Raw genomic sequence first — 19,303 nt, 5'->3', positions numbered from 1 at the left:
TATCCCTAGTTTTGCAATTTTAAAAAAAAAACATATAGTTGCTAGGATTTCAAAACCTAGCAGGTCTTTTTTTGTCTGAATCAGAATTCACAGAATTTTCAGAATTAGCCGAATTAAAAAGCGTGATTCGCATTAATTTCTTGGTTTAAGGGTTTTAAATCCTGTTAATTCTGGTTCAAATAAGCTGTTGTCTTTTTTTTAAAAACTCGCCGAACTCAGGTTAGCCTAACCGACTGACTAAATTCGTCAACCGCTTTTCCGCTTTTTGTCCCTTTACTGCCATTGCTAGGGCTTGGGTTTGTCCGATGAGGACAACTAAGGATTTTGCCCGCGTGATTGCGGTGTAAATTAAGTTTCTTTCTAAAAGCATAAAGTGTTGCATGGCAATGGGTATCACGACACAAGGATATTCAGAGCCTTGCGATTTATGCACGCTGGTTGCGTAGGCTAAAGAAATCTCGTCCAGTTCATCCAGTGCGTAAACAACAAGCCGACCATCAAATAAAATAGCGACTTCGCCTGCGACTTCGTCTATTTCTTGAATTGTGCCCATATCGCCGTTAAATATTTCTTTTTCATAATTATTAACGGTTTGTATGATTTTATCCTGCGGGGCAAATGTCCAGCCGAAGCGTTCAATTCTGGGGGTATTGGTCGGGTTTAAGCGTTGTTGTAATTCAATGTTTAAACTTCGTGCGCCTAAGCCTCCGCGTTGCATCGGGGTTAAGACTTGTATGTCTCGAATCGGGTCGTAGTGAAAACGGCGGGGAATGCGTTCTGTAACGACGTGTAGGAGTTTTGCGCCAATGTCTTCGGGCGTTTCTGCTGTAATAAGGTAGAAATCTTGGAGCGGTGGTTCTGCGGGCGTTATTTGGTATGTCGTGACGGTTTCTTGTACTTGATAGTTATTTGTTTGTGCTTTATCAGGTTTCTGGCTGGGTTTTTCGGGCAATTTGGGCATGATGCCCTTATTGACGCGGTGGGCGTTGACGATGATTTGTGAGGCTTCCGCTTGACGGAAAATTTCGGTTAAGCGGACGACAGGCACGGCGCGGGAATTGATGATGTCCGCTAAGACTGTACCGGGCCCAACGGAGGGGAGTTGGTCAACATCGCCAACGATTAACACACCAGCTGGGTCGGGTACGGCTCTTAAAAGTTGGTTCATCAGCACGATATCAACCATTGAGGCTTCATCAATCACGAGTAAGTCTGTTGGTAAGGGATTATCAGCATTGTGGCGAAAATTGCCTGTTTGGGGGTCAAAGGCAAGCAGACGGTGAATGGTGAGCGCGTCGCGTTGGGTGGATTCGCTTAAGCGTTTGGCGGCGCGTCCTGTGGGGGCGCAGAGGGTGATGCGTAAATTTTTCGCGCTGATAATTTTTAAAATGCTGTTTACCAGTGTGGTTTTACCTACGCCGGGCCCGCCTGTAATCACCAGCACTTTACTTTGTAACGCTAAATGAATGGCTTGCTTTTGCGAGTGAGACAAGGCGATGGCGTTTTTTTCTTCTACCCATGCAATTGCTTGTTGTGGGTCAATCCCTTGCCAGCTATAAAAGCCTTGCATTAATCGTTTTAAATGGTTCGCTGTGCCTTGTTCGGCGCGGTAGAGGGCGGGGAGAAATACGCAAGATTCATTGTTGATGTTTTCGGCGATTAATTGATTTTCGTCAAGTTCAGCTTGAATCGCTTGGCTTAGAATAGGTTCAGGAATGTCGAGCAGTTGTTCGGCTTGGGTTAATAGGGTGGTGTAACGGCTGGCGCAGTGTCCTTCGCTTGAGAGTTCTTGTAAGACATGACGCACGCCTGCACGGGCGCGTATTAGTGAATCTTTAGGGATGCCAATGTGTTGGGCGATGGTGTCGGCACTTTTAAAGCCTATGCCATGTATATCTAAGGCGAGTTGGTAGGGGTTTTCTAGGACTTTTTCAATAGCATCATCGCCATAGGTTTTGTAAATGCGTACTGCACGCGCTGTGCCGACTCCGTGCGATTGTAAAAAAACCATGATGTCACGGACAACTTTTTGTTCTGCCCATGCTTTAACCACTTGGTCATGGCGTTTTTTGCCGATGCCTGAGAGTTCTAAAAGTCGTTCTGGATTATTTTCAATGACATCGAAAACTTGTTCACCAAAGGCAGCAACGAGTTTTTTGGCAAAGTGTTCGCCGATGCCTTTTATCATGCCTGAACCTAAGTATTTTTCGATGCCTTCGCGGGTGGTGGGGGGAACGGTGCGCAGTTGTTCGGTTTTAAATTGTAGTCCGTGGGTGCGGTCTATTGTCCATTGTCCTTGGGCTTCGATGTATTCACCACTGGCGACGCTGGGCGCGCTTCCAATAACGGTGACTAAGTCCCGTTGTCCGCGCACTTTCACCCGTAAGACGCAAAAACCTGTTTCAGGGCTATGAAAAGTGACACGTTCGATACTGCCTTGTAAATGTTCTACGGGTTGCGGGGTGACAGGTGAAAAAGTCATGATGGAAACCTGCGCGAATAGTGTAAATATTTACTTGTATTTTACACCATTATCTGGGGTAAGTCGCTGATTGTTTTTTGTAAGAAATTTATTTAAGGTCAATAGGTTGTCTAAATAAGGATTCACAGGATTTGCAGAATTAAATGGGCTTGGGGTTGCGTGGTTTTAATCCTGCTAATTCTATGAATCTTGAATATCTTGATTTAGATAGTTTTTATCCGCTTATATCGTTAAATTCAGCTAAAAATTGAAAAATTGCGGGATTATCGCAGTAAGCGGCATTAAAGCGTAACCATGGCGATGGCTCTTGATGTGGGCGGAAAACATTACCAGGTGCGAGCATAATTCCGCGTTTGGTGGCAATACTGGCGATTTTTGCTGCATCGTGGCAATCAGGCAATTTTGCCCAGATAAATAAGCCGTGTTCTGTTTCCGCAAAGATTTCTAAGCCTGCTTTTTCTAACTGTCGCATGGCTTTTTCTCGCGCATTTTGTACCCTCGCACGGAGTTTCTCTAAATGTTTGCGGTAATAGCCGTCGATTAACACTTGATGTATGACGCGCTCGTTAGTTTCTGAAGTGGTTAAACTGGTGAGCAGTTTTAAATCGCCTAAGGCTTGCACAATGTCAGCGCGGGCAGCGAGAAAACCCACGCGAACACTGGTCGTAATGGTTTTTGAAAAACTGCTTAAATAAATCACGCGGTTTAAATGGTCTAAAGTCGCTAAACGCGAGACGCTAGGCGGGCTAAAATCGCCATAGACATCATCTTCAATGATGAGTAAGTCATATTTTTCCGCCAGTTGTAGCACGCGATGGGCATTAGCTTGGCTTAAGCTCGTCCCTGTTGGATTATGCAATACCGTATTGGTAATAAAAATTTTTGGGCGGTGTAATTGAATCAGGGTTTCCATTGCCTGCGTATCGACACCGTCTAAAGTGCGTGGAACGCCGACTAATTTCGCGCCTAATAATTTTAAGTGACCAAATAACGAATAATAACCAGGGTCATCAACCAGTACGTTATCGCCTGCTTGAATCAGATAACGCCCAACTAAGTCAATACCTTGAGTTACGCCATGCGTAGTGAGAATATTTTGCAAATTCGTCACAATGCCCAGTTCAGCAAGGCGTTTTTGCAAATCTTGGCGCAGGGGAACATAGCCATAAATATTGCCATAGCCACCGCTGGTATAGTCGTTATGCCGTGAAACGGTACGAATCGCTTTTTGTAAGCTGGCATCGTCGCGCCATTCTGAAGGCAACCAACCGCAACCTGGTGAGGCAAAATGCGCCGTGTTTTGAAAAGATTGATGCAATAACCATAAAACATCGACAGCACGTTCTAATTGGGCTGAATGTTCTGCAATGGGTGGGTCTGCGCTTAAGGGTTTAGTGACAAAAAATCCAGAGCCTTTGCGTGATTCTAAATAGCCAGAGGCAACTAAACGGTCGTAAGCCTGTACGACGGTAAAGCGGCTAATACTGTGAACCTCGGCAAATTTTCGAATGGAAGGTAAACGTGCCCCTGTGCGTAAAACACGGGCATCTACTTGTTGTTGAATACCTTTCACAATTTGCTCGATTAACGGCATTGTGTCCTGACTATCTAAACTCACTAAGGACATCATAAAAACATCTCCAAACCTAAATTAATAAAAAAAAGAGTTATTCAATAGATACATAAGCAATAAGGGTGTGGAAGTAAAATGGATTTATTGAATGAATAACAATCTGTCATCATACGCAAATATGCGCTAATTCTAGGATAAAAATGGCAACTTACCCAATTACACTGATAACTCGTGATATGCAACAAGTCCAATTCGATTGTCAAACAGATGAGGATGTGATTTCTGCCGCAGAACGGCAATCGATTATTTTACCGCAACAATGCCGTAGTGGAGCATGTGGACTGTGTTCATCCGTTTTTGTGCAAGGTGAGTATGAATTCACGGATTATAATGAAACGGCTCTCCCTGCGGAGTTACGGGCGCAACATAAAACATTACTATGTCGTACTTATCCCCGTTCTGCATTAGCAATTAATACAGATTACAACTATCAAACCATTCATTTTGGGCATATTCCTGAAGCAATTTGCACGATTGTAGAAAAAACCGACTTAACAGCAGATGTCATTAAATTAGTCTTACAACAAGGAGAGGCACAAGAGAGTTTATTGAGCGCGAATATTATCGCAGGGCAATATATGCACTTGATGCCAATGGATAAACAGATAAAACGAGCATATTCATTGGCAAATATAAGTAATTGGGAGGGACGGCTAGAATTTTTAATTCAATTACGCCCAGAAGGTCAATTTTCTAAGCATTTAAAAACCCTAAAAGTGGGTGACTCATTGATTGCGCGGGGAACATTGGGCGAGTTTCAATTGCAAGACAACGGCTTAAAACCCCGTTGGTTTATTGCTGGTGGGACGGGTTTATCGCCTTTATTGGCAATGTTGAAGCAAATGGCAGATTTTGCAGAAATGCACCCCAGCCGTTTATTCTTTGGTTTACGCCATACTAATGATGTTTTTTGCGAATCTGACTTGCAAGACTTACAAGCGCAACTCTTAGATTTTCAATATCAAATCTGTTTATCACGAGAACAAGATAGCAATTATTACAATGGTTCTATTGTGCAAGCGGTGGAAACAGCTTTAATCAATCTAACGGAAAAACCTGATGTTTATCTCTGTGGTTCAGATAGATTAGTGGATAGTTTATTGCCAAAACTGCAAGCTCACGGGATTACAGAAAACTCGATTTATTTTGAACGGTTTTCTGGGTAGTTTTAAAAACACAACTAACCCAAACTAACCTGAGTTCAGCGAGTTTCTTTTAAAAAGACAACAAGTTGTCTGAATTAGAATTCACAGGATTAGCAGGATTAGCAGGATTAAAAAGCGTCATTCACCTGACTTTTTGGTTTGAGGGTTTTAAATCCTGTTAATCCTGATTCAGACAATGTTTTAATTTTGTCTGATTAATCCCGATGAAAAACAAGAGAATAATCTCTGCCAGTCCTTCAACCCTTTTCGCGTGTTCCGACAGACCTGCTAGATTTTGAAAACCTTAGAAAGAATAGTCTGATGAAATATTATATAAAGAAACTTGTTTTATATGGTTTTATTTTATTTATTGCTTATTTGAGCTTGGCTTATTTGATGCTTCATAAAGATTATGCGTATGAACGAGCTCAACAGAATTATGTCAATGGTCAAGTATCAGCTAATTTTTTAGGTCATGATACATATTCAGCTGATGAACGTATCAGAGTTAGAGGTTCACCTTATGAATTGTTGTTATCTATTGAGCAAAACTTAACAACAGATTACCTTGTAATACTGAAAACGGTTACATTACGCAAAATGTACAATAAAGAGATTTCTTTTGAAAATAAACAAGAAATATTAAAAATGCCAACTAGAGAATATAATAAAACGTATCCTACATATTTTTCTTTTAAAGATTTATATTTGGAATATACGCCTTATTTGTTATACCTAGAATTTTCGGTAAGAATTGGAGAAAACATACAAATAGAGAAACTTGAAATTCCCATTTATCCAAATTATCAAGAGTATTATAGCAATACCCTTTTGGATATGATTATGAGTGTTTAACAAGTAAACCAAGTATGCCCACCTCACTTATAGTAAACGCACTATAAAAGGATAATGTGAATTAAAATGACATTTGACGAATGGTTATTACTTGCTACCTGAGTTCGGCGAGTTTCTTTTAAAAAGACAACAGCTTGTCTGAATCAGGATTAAAAGATTGTCTGAATCAGAATTTTCAGAATTAAAAAGACAAGAAAATTAAAAGAATAAAAAATTATGTTTTTAATTGTTTTTAATTCTGCTAATTCTGAAAATTCTGTGAATTCTGATTCAGACAAAAAAAGACCTGCTAAGTTTTGAAAACCTAGCAGGTCTCTGTTTTGTTTTATAAAACTCGCCGAACTCAAGTTACTTGCTAAAAGCAAAGAGTCTGAGGAGTTATAGTAAACGTACCACAAAGTGATTAAATTTAGGACTGGCAGTCCTTCGCATCGTTTTATAGTGCGTTTACTATAGTAAAGAAGCCCTTGCGCTTGCTACGGCTTTAGGGAAGAAGAAAACGATAATGTATTCTACAGCGGATGGAGATGAACTAACGTGGGCGTTTTTTAAGGTGGAACGAATATTTGAAATAGATGCCGAAATACTTGTCCATGGAGTTGAGGTATTTGCTAGACATCTTCGTAATTCTGAAGTAGTTAGCTTGCTCACACCATTTGACGATTAACGAAAGCGAGAGAAACGTTGAACCAAAAATTAAAAACAGTTCGTGACGGCACAGTCACGGAAACTTACGATGTTAAAAACAAAAATACTGATTGGTACATCACATACAGGGAGAGACACTAAATAATAGTGTTCTCCCTTTTTCATTAAGGCGTATTCAACAATGCTTTATTCTTCTCGACTTAACAAGGCATTGACAAAATTGTCGGCAGAAAATACACGTAAATCATCAGGTTGTTCGCCAACACCAATAAAGCGAATCGGAATATTTAATTTTTTCGCAACGGCGAAAATCATCCCGCCTTTTGCTGTACCGTCTAATTTTGTCAGCGTAACCCCTGTTACTCCAACGGCTTGATGAAACTGTTGTGCTTGCACAAGGGCATTTTGTCCAATGCTTGCATCTAAAATCAACATGATTTCATGAGGAGCAGCCGCATCTAATTTCTGTAAAACACGCTTAACTTTTTTTAACTCCTCCATTAAATTACTTTGCGTGTGCAACCGCCCTGCGGTGTCTGCAATTAACACATCAATGCCCTTTGCGGTTGCCGATTGTAATGCGTCAAAAATCACTGCGGCGGAGTCGGCTTTTCCTTGCTGGGCAACAACGGTGACTTGATTACGTTCTCCCCAAATTTGCAATTGTTCGACAGCTGCCGCACGGAAGGTATCACCAGCGGCTAACATTACAGAACGCCCTTCTGCTTGAAAACGTTTTGCTAATTTACCGATAGTGGTCGTTTTGCCTGAGCCATTCACACCGACCATGAGTAAGACAAACGGTTTATGCAATTTTTCAGGTAAAACTAATGGTTTCTCCGCTGTTTTTAATAAACTCACCATATCCGCTTGTAAGGCATGAAATAAGGCTTCAGAGTCTTTGAGTTGTTGGCGAGAAGTTCGCTCGGTTAAGTCTTTTATCATCGCCTGTGTTGCTTCTATCCCCATATCAGCAGATAACAGCAAGGTTTCTAATTCATCTAATAAGTCGGCATCAATTGCTTTTTTGCCCAATAGCAAGTTAGATAAACCCGCAGTTAAACTCGCACGAGTACGGCTTAAACCCTGTTTTAAGCGATTAAAGAAGTTTGGTTTTACTTCTTCGCTGACTTGCTCAGGGGAGGTAGTAGTATTAGTGGGATTATCTTTCTTTTTGCCAAATGTAAACATAATTTCTCAAATCGTGACAAATTTTGAAGTAAAAGAGTGTGTGTGTTGTCTCAATCGCATTCATGCGCAATAGCGGTAAAACCTGTTACCATCATCAACGCGCATGGTCATTGCACAACTATCCGCCTGTCTTAAAATATTATATTTTTCAAGCGTCATCATTCATAGTGCATGAGTTGCCTCGACAGTTTACTGGGTTAGTCCTCCTAAATACAAACTAAATGCAAAGCTCGTTTTATCTTTTGCTACACATGATTCATTATTAGCGATTTTCTAAAACAAAAGTGCGATTTAATCACATTCATTGTTATCAGATAGGTGTATAAATAGACTGAACAATCTGTTTAAATTAGTCTAAAATGAGCAAAATACCAAAGGCTCATAGTTTCAATTCCGCTTGATTTCTCATGAATTGACGTTATCAAAGATACCTGCAAAACTGTACAAGTCGCGAGTTTGTCTGTTTTTTGGCTTGCAAACTTCAACGTAATAAATAAGGATACCCCATGAAGATTATAAATCACCGCCTTTGCCGTGATGACGATACGCCTTATCCTTTCCGTGTTTCTCCTAATATTGGCGATACTTTAAAACCTGAATTTTTAGTGATGCATTACACCGCAGGGCGTAATTTTGACCAATCTGTCAGTTGGTTAGTTAATCCTGCTGCAAAAGCGTCTGCACATTTAGTCATTGGACGCGATGGTAGTGTGGTGCAGTTAGTGCCGTTTAATAAAGTCGCATGGCATGCAGGCAGTAGTTCTTGGCAAGGTTATACAGGGCTAAATAACTATTCTATTGGGATAGAATTAGATAACGTCGGCATTGTAAATCCTTCACCAACAGGCGATTTTCGCTCTTGGTTTGGGGATGCTGTTCCTGTTGAGCAAGTGATACAAGCCCAACATAAAAATGAAACCATTTCCCGTTACTGGCAGTTATATACGCCCGAACAATTATTTGTTGCCTTAGAAGCTGCGGGGACAATTATCCAACAATATGGATTAAAAGATATTTTAGGACACGATGATATTGCCCCTGGACGTAAAAGCGATCCAGGCCCTGCATTCCCCATGATGACCTTCCGTTCTCGTTTATTAGGACGTTCAGCGTCTGTCAGTGATGAGGGGGAAACCTATGTAACGACTGCGAATTTACATATTCGTAAAGCACCTGACCAAACGGCTGCTACCCTACCAAATAGTCCTTTGCCTTTAAATACACGTTTAAAAGCAACGGGGATGGAAAATGGCGTGTGGAAAGAAGTAGAAGTCTTAGATAATATTAAGAATTTAAAAGGTCAAATCGGTTGGGTGCATAGTCGCTTTATCGTTGCAAAATAATTTGCGAGACATGTTTATTTAAATCAAGGGTAATCCGTCGGCTTACCCTTATTTTTTCGACACATTATCCGCTACACTTTAAATAAGCCTAAGCAACATAGAGCTTATTCCCTCTTTTATTCATCAAGGAATATTTATCATGCAACATAACGATAATAACTTGCTTTCTGGCTATCAGCAGATGATGGCACGGGTAAAGGACGCATTAGATACCCCTGCAACCCTCACTTTGCGTGAACACATTGAGGCAGCAAAAGAAAAAGCCGTTGCATTAGAAGAATTAAGTGTTGAGGAAGCGGAACGGGTTGGTCATTATTTATGGCGCGATTTACAGGATGCTGCGCAATTTGTCGCTGAAACAGAGCAAGGTTTAAATGAATGGATTCGTTTTGATTTGGCGTTAATTGAAGATAAGTTGCTGGATATGTTTCGCGTGATGGTTGATCAGACTCATCAAGAGTTAGATAACCTTGCAGAACGTGCTCGTTTAGCAACAGAATGGACAAGTGGCGAAATTACAGGACCTGGTACTTTACAGTGTGACAATTGCCAGCATTCTTTGCAGTTTACACAACCTGCTTATATTCCTGTTTGTCCCAATTGTGGTGCGACTTTATTTAAGCGTTTAACAACGGATGTAGAATTAGATTAAGATTAAAAAACTGTCTAAATCAGAATTCACAGAATTTTCAGAATTAGCAGGATTAAAAACATTAATTTTTTGGTTTAAGGGTTTTAAATCCTGTTAATTCTGCTAATTCTGATTCAGACAAATGCTTGTCTTTTTAAAAAATCTCGCCGAACTCAGGTTAAAAAATATAATAACCGTACCATAAAGTGATTTAAATCTAGGACTGGCAGTCCTCACAGGACTGCCAGTCCTCCATGTTGTTTTATAATACGTTTACTATATTAAAGAATAATGATTATTTAAAAGCCTCAATTTTCACACTGGCTATTGCAGTAGCCGCCTCAGTTAAAATAGTGGGGTCAGTGTTGTTCAGTCCGTCCACTAACTCGCGGTAAACATCTTCATGACATAACATTTCTAATGGGTATGGTGTTTCTTCTATGACTTTCACTGCTTGAAAACCGACTCGCGCCATAATGTCTAAATATTCTGTTTTTGGTAATGCGCCTGCGACACAGCCAACATAGGCAGAAATAGACTTTACCAATACACTTGGTAACGGTTTTAATAGCACGATATCAGATATTAATAATCGTCCTCCTGTTTTTAAAACCCGTAAGGCTTCGCGAAATACCGTTGTTTTATCCGTCGCTAAATTAATCACGCAATTGGAAATAATCACATCAATACTGTTATCTTCAACGGGTAATGCTTCAATATCTCCCTGACGAAACTCCACATTGTGATAATTGCCTTGTTTTGCATATTGACGCGCACTTGCTAGCATTTCAGGGGTCATATCAATCCCAATCACTCGCCCTGTTTCTCCAACTGCCCGTGCAGCTAAAAAGCAGTCAATGCCCGCGCCTGAGCCTAAATCTAGCACGGTTTCACCGACTTTAAGTGATGCTAATGCAGTCGGGTTTCCACAGCCTAGTCCTAAATTTGCACCTTCGGGTAAATGAATTAGCTCTTGTTGTGTGTAACCAATTGCTTGACTCATTTGTTGAATGGTTACTAAGGTTTGTTTTGCCCCACCACCACAACAACTACTTTGCGTTTCAGCAATTTTGCCATAGCGTTCTTTAACAATCGTTTTAATATCTATTTGTTGCATAATAATGCTGCCTGTTGTGGTTGTTAAAAATGTGTTTTGTTTTCTCTATTTTGGGAGAAGTGCCAGCAATGGAAATCAACTCCATATAGCAAACGTATTATAAAACGACATGGAGGACTGCCAGTCCTAGATTTAAATCACTTTATGGTACGGTTACTATATTTGTTATGGCAGGCTGGTTTTATATAAATATATATGCTTTTGCGAATATATCATGTGTAAACGTGCAAATATATTTTTTCTTATTTTGTGCCATAGGTTGCAATATTTTTTTCTAAAACAATATGTCTAAACCAGCCATTTAAAGCGGCAGGGGTGTTTTGTAAAACGGTGATATGGGTAGGGCGTTGGAGGTTTTCAAAAACAACATCGGTACGGGTGGCTATTTTGCCCATGAGTGGGCTGATAAAACGACGTATTGGGGCGTATTGGTTGGGGCGTAGAAATTTGTCGAGGATGATAATTTTACCGCCTGTTTTAACGACGCGCATGGCTTCGTTCAGGGCTTGTTGGGGTTCTGGGACGACGGAAAGAATAAGGTGCATGATGACGTGGTGATAGCTTTCGTCTGCATAGGGAAGTTGCATGACATCACCTTGATGCAGGCTGATGTCTGGCGGTTGTGTGGTCGCGCGTTGGCAGGCGCGTTTGAGCATGGCGGGGGTTAGGTCTATGCCGATGTAGTGGGCATTTGTGGGGAGGTGGGGGAAATCTAGTCCACTGCCAACCCCACAAAGTAGGATGGTTTGAGCGTCAACAGTGGGTAGTTGTTTTAGGCTGTGTTGACGAGCCAGCTTGGTCGGGTGAGCAACAATGGCATCATAAATGGGGGCTATGAGTGTGTAGCTGTATTTGAGGATATGGCGCATGTTGCTTATGAAGTCCTGACCGTGTTTTAGTGTAAGGTGTGAGGCAGGGCAAGGCTAAAAGGGGTAATGGGGGCAAGGAATTGTTCGCCGTTATCGGCAATCATTTGATAACTGCCTTGCATACTGCCGACGGGGGTTTCTATCATGGCAGCACTGGTGTAGCGGAAGCCTTCTCCTGGTCTTAGGTAGGGTTGTTCGCCGACAACGCCTTCGCCACGTACTTCTTGTACTTTGCCGTTTGCATCCATGATTACCCAGTGGCGAGTCATGAGGCGGGCGGGCATTTTGCCTAAGTTACGGATGGTGACAGTGTAGGCGAATACGTAGCGGTTAATTTCGGGGTCGGATTGTTCATCAATGTAGCGAGTTTCTACTTCTACAGTCACATTGTGCGGGGATTGGGACATATTAGGCTCTCCATATTTTTAGTTAAATTTTAGTCGATTCAGTGGATGACTGTGGGTTATTTTCTTTGGAGTTTATACACACGCTCTTGTAGTTTTGTGATGCCAATTTTTTGAAATCTTGGATTTTCATCTAAAATATCTTGGCAAGTGAGTTCTTGCAGGGTGAAGCCTTGTTGATAAAGTTGTTGTACTTCGTCAGTGGTGACAGAGAATGGCGGGCCTTGCATTTCTGCTTGTGGATATTCGAAGGTAATCAGCAGGGCTTTGGTTTGGGCTGGGAATAGTTTGGTTATGTGGCTTACGTAGTCGATACGCATGGCAGGGGGTAGCGCGATGAGTGAGGCGCGGTCATAGATGGCGGTGCAGTGTTGGACATCTTCGGGGGTCAGGTGGAAAAAGTCGCCACAGAGAATGGCTATTTCGTCCATAGACCAGCAGGTTAGATTTTTGTAGGTGCTGATATTTGGCGTTAGGTTGTTTTCGGTGAAGAAGTCACGAATAGCGATTTTATTGAGTTCTATACCTAGCACGCGATAGCCTTGTTCGAGTAGCCATATCATGTCGCTACTTTTACCGCAGAGGGGAACAAAAACAAGGCTACCTTTGGGCAGGTTGAGGCTTTGCCAGTAGTTTTGTAGATGGACGTTGATATCGGTTTGGTGGAATCCGATTTGATTTTTTTCCCAACGTTCATGCCAAAATTGTGCTTCCATCGTTCTATCCTTAATCTATTTGTTTGGTGACATCGTTTGTATAAGAGGGATGCCATGCATAGTGCTGTCTGTGAATGGGTAGTTTGGTAGTCAGGCGTTAGCCATCTAAATAGGTCACTATCCAGAGGACATGAACTTCTTTTTCCTGTTTGACACGGTGGGCATTCAGTTTGACTTTAAAGATGTGTCCGTCGCGGTGTAGGGCGTGGTGAATTTCTTCGTAAAAGCTGCCGTGTGCGCCTGTGTAAAAGCTAAAATAGTGTCGGGCAACAAAACTGCCACGGGTGTCTGCGGGCATGATTTGTTTAATCGACATTTTCAGCAGTTCTTCACTGCTATAGCCAAATAAGTCGCAAAAACTTTGGTTAATATAAACGATTTTTTCTAGTGAGTTGGTCGCGCAAATAGCACTGTCAACGCTGTTTAATGCGGCAATGAGTAAACCATCATTAATGCCCATGCTTTGTTCGATTTTTTTGCGCATGGTGACATCTTCGCCTGTTATCCATTTTGCCCAGCCTGTCATGGGAAATTGATTAGAAACATCTTTCCATGCAATCGTTTTCAGTTTGCCATCTTTACAGGTAATATCGTTTTGCCAGTAGGGGGCAATGTATTGGAGCGGTTTGGTACGGTAGCCTCGATATTCGGGTTGTGGATAGAGCATGGCAAGTGCACTGGGATTGCCAACGATGTCATTGGCGACGAAGCCTGTAATTTGTTCGCATTGGCGATTCCAGAGGACAATTTGTCCTTTTTCGTCGAATGCCATGAGCATGACGGGCATGTTTTCTACGAGTGAGCGTAAACGACCTTCGTTATCGGCGAGTTGTTTTAAAACTTTTTGCCGTTCTGTGACATCTTCACCCGTTCCCCAAACTGGGAAACCTGGAATTTTTATGTTGCTGTTGACTGCCCAAATGATAGTTTTATCCATACCGTCTTTACAGCGGACTATCCATTCACCACGTCGATAACCAGGGTTATCAGTTGCAACTCGTTGTACTGCATCAAGCATTTTTTGTCGATAGGCTGGGTCTGGGTAGAGTTTTTCTAAGGCGCGGGGATTGCCGATCATTTCTTTCGCGCTGTAGCCTGTGACTCGTTCACATTCCTGATTCCAAAGTAGGAATTTTCCATCTATATCTAGGGCATCGACCATTGTGGGTAAATGTTCAATGACAAATTTTAAATGCGCTTCGCTTTGTTTTAGGCGTTCCTCGCTGGTTTTAAGGATACGCAGGGCTTCTTCTCGTTCAGAAACATCTTCTCCAATACACCAAACTGCAAAACCAGGGATTTTTATCTGGCTATTAATTGCCCAAACAACGGTTTTTTCTGTGCCATCTCGACAAATAATTTTCCATTCGCTGTAGTAAATACCAGGATCGTTACTCACGATAGATTGGAAATGTTGGAGCATTTTTTGGCGATAGTCTGCGTCAGGATAGAGCAGAGCTAATGCATTGGGATTATTTAGCATTTCTACCGCGTTATAACCTGTAATACGTTCACATTCTCGATTCCAAAGTACAAAGCAATTTTCCGCATTGACCGCATTAACCATAATCGGCAAGTTTTCAATCACAAATTTTAAATGCGCTTCGCTTTGGCGCAGAGATTCTTCACTGGCTTTTAATTGGCTAAGGGCTTTTTCACGTTCAGTCACATCTTCGCCAATCCCCCACACGGCAAAACCAGGAATTTTAATATTACTATTGATAGACCAAGCAATGAGTTTTTGAGTGCCGTCTTTACAAGTCATATGCCATTCACGACGACGATAACCGGGGTTAGTTTGCATGACATTGTGTAAGGCATTGAGCAGTTTTTGCCGATCTTCTGCATCAGGGTAGATATTGGCTAACGCTTGCGGGTTATGCAGCATTTCAGCAGCAGAATAACCTGTGACTTGTTCACATTCCCGATTCCATAAGACAAATTGATATTTATCATCAATGGCATCAACCATAATGGGTAGATTTTCAATAATCATGCGCAGATGGGCTTCACTGTTTTGTAAGCTCTTTACCATCTGTTTACGTTGGGTAATATCTGACGTGAGAGTGACAACAAAAGGTTTATTGTATTGCGCAAGACGGCTAACAGTGATTTCTATATCAAATAAGTGCCCCTCTTTATGTTGTCCTTCCCATTCATCATGGGCGAGGAATTGCTCACCACTGACGGCATCCTGATAAAGTTTATAAACTTCTTTATGTAATTCACTGGGAAAAACGGTTAAAACAGATTGTCCTAATAATTCATGGGCATGATAGCCAAACATTTCACAATAGGCAGGGTTCACACGCACAAAACGCCCGTTTTTATCCGTTAAACCAATACCAACTTCGGCAACTTCAAAAATGGCAGACAATAAGGATTGATTTTCACGCAATGCTTGCTCAACTTTTAGGCGTTCTGTAACGTCTGTTGCAAACCAAACCACCCCTTCAACATTGCCGTTAGCATTACGGTAGGGAAATTTATCAATCTGTAGCGTGCCGTTTTGTGTTTCTTGTAAAATGCCACGTTTTGCTTGTCCTGAAACAATGATGTCTAAATCATCCGCATGATGATGGTCAACATCTTCAGGCATTAATGTATCCATTGAAACCCCAGCCAATTTCTCCGTTGTGGTTTTCCAAAAACGGGCGGCCTGCTGGTTAGCTCGTATTACATTATTTTCTTTATCTTTATGAATAATCAGTAAGGGGGCTATATCAAATAAAGAAGCGTATTGATGCTCTGCATTCGTATTTGTGTTAGTAGGCGGTATGACTGTGGGAATGGTTGTATTTTTTTGGCTTACTTCCCCAGTTGTTTCTATTCCTATGGCATAAAAAGAAAACTCTTTTAAACACGCCGTAATATGCCAATGATAAGTCCGATAGTAGCCTGATTTTTGCAAAACTCTATTTTTAAACGTTGCAAAATCTGCCCCTGTAATTAGCTTATCAATACATCCCTTCGTTATACTCTTATCTTCTGGGTGAATTAAATCTAAAAATAAAATATCGCTTAACTCTTTATTCGAATAGTGCAACTCAGTTTCCCAAGCAGGATTGAATTGGCGCAATCCTCCTTCAAACCCAATTACGCCTAACAGTGCTTTGCAAGTCGTAAAAAAATTAACATATTGAAATTCTTTAATTGACATTCGTTATATCTCGTAGTTACGCATAGCTTAATTGTAATGATTAATATCATACCTTAAACAATATACTATTTTTTATAAAAAATATGTTTTATAACAGTATGTTACTCTTTAATGATTTCTGATTATCTTCATACAGACAAGTATTTTAACGCTAGAAAAATTCCTGACGGTCTGCTGACACCTATTACACATGAAATTTATTCATGAATAGAAAAATATCCCTAAAAAAAGCAAACAATACACCAACCTTAAAACAAATCTGATAGTTCAATGATGCGCCCACAATAACGAGTATTAATGAGTGTATCTCTCGTGATTAACAGGCTAACACAGTTTAAAAATCCCGATAAAAAATAACGTTAGATAAATTCCGCCCCTACCCATATTGTCAATGCTATAATGACAGTTTGGTTAATTTCCCTCCTTATCCCCCTTTAGATAGTTTCATCCACCTAGTTAATATGTCCCTAAATACCATAGAAGAACTCATAGACGATATTCGTCAAGGAAAAATGGTCATCCTCATGGATGATGAAGATCGCGAAAATGAAGGCGATCTGATTATGGCGGCTGAAAAAGTTCGTGCTGAAGATATTAATTTCATGGCACGCTATGGACGTGGTCTCATTTGCTTGCCACTCACCGAAGAACGTTGCAAACAACTCCAACTCCCCTTAATGGTCAGTGATAACCGCACGCCACATGGCACCAACTTTACCGTTTCCATAGAAGCAGCCAAAGGTGTGACAACAGGAATTTCCGCAGCAGACCGTGCAGTAACGATTCAAGCAGCCGTTGCACCCAACGCAGCCCCCGCCGACCTCGTACAACCAGGGCATATTTTCCCATTAATGGCGCAACCAGGTGGCGTATTAAGACGTGCTGGACATACCGAAGCAGGTTGCGACTTAGCCCGTTTAGCAGGGTTAGAACCTGCTTCTGTATTAGTTGAAATACTAAACGAAGACGGTTCTATGGCACGCCGCCCTGATTTAGAAGTCTTTGCCAAACAACATCAATTAAAAATTGGCACGGTTGCGGATTTAATTCAATTCCGTTTAGCCAATGAAAAAACCGTCGAACAAGTAGCCCATTGTCGTCATCCTACAGAGTTTGGAGAATTTCAACTCTATGCTTACCAAGATTCTATTGACGGCACGTTGCATTTCGCACTGGTAAAAGGCACGCCAAAAGCGGACGAACCGACCTTAGTGCGTGTTCATATTACAAATATTCTTTGTGATTTAACCTTTAGCACTAAAAAAGAATGTGGTTGGCCACTGCGTGATGCATTACAACGAATTGCAGATGAAGAAACAGGCGTACTTGTGATTTTGCAACAAACAACTGATTCAAAGGCGATTATCAAAGCCATTCAAAATAATTTTAAACGGGAACAAGGGGAACAATTACCCGCACAACCCGCTACTGATGATTTACGCACTTACGGTTTAGGTGCGCAAATTCTTGCTGATTTAGGCGTGCGCAAAATGCGCGTTTTAAGCGCACCTAAGCGTATGCATGGTATTTCAGGATTTGGATTACAAGTTGTTGAATATATTAATCAAGAAGGAATCAGTCACTCATGACCGCTTACACTGTTTTAGAGGGTGATTTTACAGCATGTAACGCCCGCTACGCGCTTGTTGTTGGGCGTTTTAACGCTTTTATTGTCGATAGTTTACTGGAAGGTGCATTAGATACCTTAAAACGTCATGGCGTTACTGCGGATAATATTACCGTGATTAAAGTCCCTGGAGCGTATGAAATTCCTTTAGCCGCTCAACGTCTTGCTGCCAGTAAAAAATATGATGCCATTATCGCTTTAGGCGCGATTATTCGCGGTGGTACGCCTCATTTTGATTATGTTGCCAGTGAATGCACAAAAGGTATTGCAACGGTTGCATTGCAATATGATATTCCTGTGACATTTGGTGTATTAACCGTTGATAGTATTGAACAAGCCATCGAGCGGGCAGGGACGAAAGCAGGCAATAAAGGAGCAGAAGCGACATTATCCGCCTTAGAAATGGTCAGCTTGTTAAAGCAATTGTAAATAAATAACGTGAGTTCGGCGAGATTTATAAAATAAAACAGAGACCTGCTAGGTTTTGAAAACCTAGCAGGTCTTTTTTTGTCTGAATCAGAATTCACAGAATTTTCAGAATTAGCAGAATTAAAAAGCGTGATTCGCATTAATTTCTTGGTTTAAGGGTTTTATAGTAAACGTACCACAAAGTGATTTAAATTTAACTTGATTTCGGCGAGTTTTTTTGAAAAGACAACAGCTTGTCTGAATCAGAATTAACAGAATTTTCAGAATTAGCAGAATTAAAAACATAATTTTTTATTCTTTTAATTTTCTTGTCTTTTTAATTCTGAAAATTCTGTTAATTCTGAAAATTCTGATTCAGACAATCTTTTAATCCTGAAAATCCTGATTCAGACAAGCTGTTGTCTTTTCAAAAAAACTCGCCGAACTCAGGTAACTAAAAAATGTTGTTAAAGGAAGGAAATTCCAAGAAAAATCCATGAAATGGAACAATGTCCCCGTCGGATCGAAATTAATCGCCCCAGAAACTATTGAGCAAAGCCCCAATGGCATTAGTGCGTCCTTTAGCATTCCAACGATGTGAACCCCAACAAAGTTTGCCGATAGGCGCATAACCATGACGACGTGGCATGTTGTGAGCAAAACCACTCTCATCGATAAAAACAATAGGTTTATTAACTTGCTGATAAAAAGTCATTTTGTCTTGGAAGACTTGCCGTGCTTCGGGGTTGGCTTTGGGATGTTTGAGTGTTTTTTACGGCTAATCCCTAGACGTTTTAACGCATGGCGAATCCCCCCCTCAGTTATTCCAAAACGGGCTGCGCGTTCATAATGGTAAGCATCGGGATATAACTCAACATCTTGTTTTAGGGCTTCCATATCTATTTTAGTTGGTCTGTTGCGTGTCCCTTTGGCTTCCAATACTTTGCTCCACCTGACGACGCTCGCGATGGCTATTTGAAAGCGTTTTGCTACCGCTGCTATGGTGAGATTTTCTTCTTGTTTCACTTTTAAGACTTTCTTACGGAAATCTGTTGAATAGGTCATTTTCTATAC

The 19,303-nt window shown here is 41.1% G+C and carries 16 protein-coding genes; 6 read left to right on the top strand and 10 right to left on the bottom strand.

Features of this window, described 5'->3' with window-relative positions:
* Positions 1 to 220 precede the first annotated feature (220 nt).
* Together recD2 and BEGALDRAFT_RS05800 are read right to left on the bottom strand one after the other, a co-directional pair.
* Positions 221 to 2,482, bottom strand: a complete 2,262-nt coding sequence (recD2, locus tag BEGALDRAFT_RS05805) for an SF1B family DNA helicase RecD2 (RefSeq protein WP_002684661.1) — start codon at positions 2,480 to 2,482, stop codon at positions 221 to 223.
* 214 nt (positions 2,483 to 2,696) lie between these two features.
* Complete coding sequence (locus BEGALDRAFT_RS05800; protein ID WP_002684660.1) at positions 2,697 to 4,112, bottom strand: aminotransferase-like domain-containing protein; 1,416 nt, start codon at positions 4,110 to 4,112, stop codon at positions 2,697 to 2,699.
* Positions 4,113 to 4,255: 143 nt separating this feature from the next.
* Here BEGALDRAFT_RS05800 and BEGALDRAFT_RS05795 point away from each other — a divergent pair, with 143 nt between their 5' ends.
* Positions 4,256 to 5,281 carry an FAD-binding oxidoreductase gene (locus BEGALDRAFT_RS05795; protein WP_002684659.1) on the top strand — a complete coding sequence of 342 codons (1,026 nt, stop codon included), beginning with the start codon at positions 4,256 to 4,258 and terminating at the stop codon, positions 5,279 to 5,281.
* A gap of 300 nt (positions 5,282 to 5,581) precedes the next feature.
* Positions 5,582 to 6,115, top strand: a complete 534-nt coding sequence (locus BEGALDRAFT_RS05790) for a hypothetical protein (RefSeq protein ID WP_002684658.1) — start codon at positions 5,582 to 5,584, stop codon at positions 6,113 to 6,115.
* Positions 6,116 to 6,949: 834 nt separating this feature from the next.
* Here the strand turns inward: BEGALDRAFT_RS05790 and ftsY are convergent.
* Positions 6,950 to 7,954 (bottom strand): signal recognition particle-docking protein FtsY, encoded by a 1,005-nt coding sequence (ftsY, locus tag BEGALDRAFT_RS05785; RefSeq protein WP_002684657.1) that lies wholly within the window; start codon positions 7,952 to 7,954, stop codon positions 6,950 to 6,952.
* Between the two features lie 506 nt (positions 7,955 to 8,460).
* Between ftsY and BEGALDRAFT_RS05780 the strand changes: the two genes are divergently transcribed.
* Positions 8,461 to 9,297, top strand: coding sequence for an N-acetylmuramoyl-L-alanine amidase (locus BEGALDRAFT_RS05780; RefSeq protein ID WP_002684656.1), 837 nt, complete (start codon positions 8,461 to 8,463; stop codon positions 9,295 to 9,297).
* 139 nt (positions 9,298 to 9,436) lie between these two features.
* On the top strand, positions 9,437 to 9,949 hold the full coding sequence (locus BEGALDRAFT_RS05775; RefSeq protein WP_002684655.1) for a zinc ribbon-containing protein: 513 nt from the start codon (positions 9,437 to 9,439) through the stop codon (positions 9,947 to 9,949).
* A gap of 274 nt (positions 9,950 to 10,223) precedes the next feature.
* Here BEGALDRAFT_RS05775 and arsM read toward each other — a convergent pair whose 3' ends face one another.
* The 5 genes from arsM to BEGALDRAFT_RS05750 all read right to left on the bottom strand — a co-directional run bounded on the left by arsM (position 10,224) and on the right by BEGALDRAFT_RS05750 (position 16,194).
* Positions 10,224 to 11,045, bottom strand: a complete 822-nt coding sequence (arsM, locus tag BEGALDRAFT_RS05770) for an arsenite methyltransferase (protein WP_002684653.1) — start codon at positions 11,043 to 11,045, stop codon at positions 10,224 to 10,226.
* A gap of 242 nt (positions 11,046 to 11,287) precedes the next feature.
* Entirely contained in the window at positions 11,288 to 11,914 is a 627-nt protein-coding gene (locus BEGALDRAFT_RS05765) for a class I SAM-dependent methyltransferase (protein ID WP_002684651.1), read from the bottom strand.
* Between the two features lie 26 nt (positions 11,915 to 11,940).
* Entirely contained in the window at positions 11,941 to 12,321 is a 381-nt protein-coding gene (gene apaG, locus BEGALDRAFT_RS05760; RefSeq protein ID WP_002684649.1) for a Co2+/Mg2+ efflux protein ApaG, read from the bottom strand.
* A gap of 56 nt (positions 12,322 to 12,377) precedes the next feature.
* On the bottom strand, positions 12,378 to 13,034 hold the full coding sequence (locus BEGALDRAFT_RS05755) for a thiopurine S-methyltransferase (RefSeq protein WP_002684647.1): 657 nt from the start codon (positions 13,032 to 13,034) through the stop codon (positions 12,378 to 12,380).
* A gap of 97 nt (positions 13,035 to 13,131) precedes the next feature.
* On the bottom strand, positions 13,132 to 16,194 hold the full coding sequence (locus tag BEGALDRAFT_RS05750) for a PAS domain-containing protein (RefSeq protein ID WP_002684646.1): 3,063 nt from the start codon (positions 16,192 to 16,194) through the stop codon (positions 13,132 to 13,134).
* A 461-nt stretch (positions 16,195 to 16,655) separates the two neighbouring features.
* Between BEGALDRAFT_RS05750 and ribBA the strand changes: the two genes are divergently transcribed.
* Together ribBA and ribH are read left to right on the top strand one after the other, a co-directional pair.
* Positions 16,656 to 17,783 carry a bifunctional 3,4-dihydroxy-2-butanone-4-phosphate synthase/GTP cyclohydrolase II gene (gene ribBA / locus BEGALDRAFT_RS05745; RefSeq protein WP_002684644.1) on the top strand — a complete coding sequence of 376 codons (1,128 nt, stop codon included), beginning with the start codon at positions 16,656 to 16,658 and terminating at the stop codon, positions 17,781 to 17,783.
* Positions 17,780 to 18,250 (top strand): 6,7-dimethyl-8-ribityllumazine synthase, encoded by a 471-nt coding sequence (gene ribH, locus BEGALDRAFT_RS05740; RefSeq protein WP_002684642.1) that lies wholly within the window; start codon positions 17,780 to 17,782, stop codon positions 18,248 to 18,250. Before ribBA ends, ribH begins: the two co-directional genes overlap by 4 nt.
* A 508-nt stretch (positions 18,251 to 18,758) precedes the next feature.
* Here the strand turns inward: ribH and BEGALDRAFT_RS05735 are convergent.
* Both BEGALDRAFT_RS05735 and BEGALDRAFT_RS05730 read right to left on the bottom strand, forming a co-directional pair.
* Entirely contained in the window at positions 18,759 to 18,944 is a 186-nt protein-coding gene (locus BEGALDRAFT_RS05735; RefSeq protein WP_002684640.1) for a hypothetical protein, read from the bottom strand.
* Complete coding sequence (locus BEGALDRAFT_RS05730; protein WP_002684639.1) at positions 18,941 to 19,294, bottom strand: IS630 transposase-related protein; 354 nt, start codon at positions 19,292 to 19,294, stop codon at positions 18,941 to 18,943. Before BEGALDRAFT_RS05730 ends, BEGALDRAFT_RS05735 begins: the two co-directional genes overlap by 4 nt.
* Positions 19,295 to 19,303 lie beyond the last annotated feature (9 nt).

The sequence above is a fragment of the Beggiatoa alba B18LD genome (assembly GCF_000245015.1).
Taxonomy (GTDB): Bacteria; Pseudomonadota; Gammaproteobacteria; order Beggiatoales; family Beggiatoaceae; genus Beggiatoa; species Beggiatoa alba.
The sequence above is the reverse complement of the archived record's forward strand: the minus strand, read 5'-3'. Positions and strand labels throughout refer to the sequence as shown.

Coding starts and splice junctions, on each gene's coding strand:
- recD2 (WP_002684661.1), bottom strand. CDS start 2,482: ATGACTTTTTCACCTGTCACCCCGCAACCCGTAGAACATTTACAAGGC.
- BEGALDRAFT_RS05800 (WP_002684660.1), bottom strand. CDS start 4,112: ATGATGTCCTTAGTGAGTTTAGATAGTCAGGACACAATGCCGTTAATC.
- BEGALDRAFT_RS05795 (WP_002684659.1), top strand. CDS start 4,256: ATGGCAACTTACCCAATTACACTGATAACTCGTGATATGCAACAAGTC.
- BEGALDRAFT_RS05790 (WP_002684658.1), top strand. CDS start 5,582: ATGAAATATTATATAAAGAAACTTGTTTTATATGGTTTTATTTTATTT.
- ftsY (WP_002684657.1), bottom strand. CDS start 7,954: ATGTTTACATTTGGCAAAAAGAAAGATAATCCCACTAATACTACTACC.
- BEGALDRAFT_RS05780 (WP_002684656.1), top strand. CDS start 8,461: ATGAAGATTATAAATCACCGCCTTTGCCGTGATGACGATACGCCTTAT.
- BEGALDRAFT_RS05775 (WP_002684655.1), top strand. CDS start 9,437: ATGCAACATAACGATAATAACTTGCTTTCTGGCTATCAGCAGATGATG.
- arsM (WP_002684653.1), bottom strand. CDS start 11,045: ATGCAACAAATAGATATTAAAACGATTGTTAAAGAACGCTATGGCAAA.
- BEGALDRAFT_RS05765 (WP_002684651.1), bottom strand. CDS start 11,914: ATGCGCCATATCCTCAAATACAGCTACACACTCATAGCCCCCATTTAT.
- apaG (WP_002684649.1), bottom strand. CDS start 12,321: ATGTCCCAATCCCCGCACAATGTGACTGTAGAAGTAGAAACTCGCTAC.
- BEGALDRAFT_RS05755 (WP_002684647.1), bottom strand. CDS start 13,034: ATGGAAGCACAATTTTGGCATGAACGTTGGGAAAAAAATCAAATCGGA.
- BEGALDRAFT_RS05750 (WP_002684646.1), bottom strand. CDS start 16,194: ATGTCAATTAAAGAATTTCAATATGTTAATTTTTTTACGACTTGCAAA.
- ribBA (WP_002684644.1), top strand. CDS start 16,656: ATGTCCCTAAATACCATAGAAGAACTCATAGACGATATTCGTCAAGGA.
- ribH (WP_002684642.1), top strand. CDS start 17,780: ATGACCGCTTACACTGTTTTAGAGGGTGATTTTACAGCATGTAACGCC.
- BEGALDRAFT_RS05735 (WP_002684640.1), bottom strand. CDS start 18,944: ATGACTTTTTATCAGCAAGTTAATAAACCTATTGTTTTTATCGATGAG.
- BEGALDRAFT_RS05730 (WP_002684639.1), bottom strand. CDS start 19,294: ATGACCTATTCAACAGATTTCCGTAAGAAAGTCTTAAAAGTGAAACAA.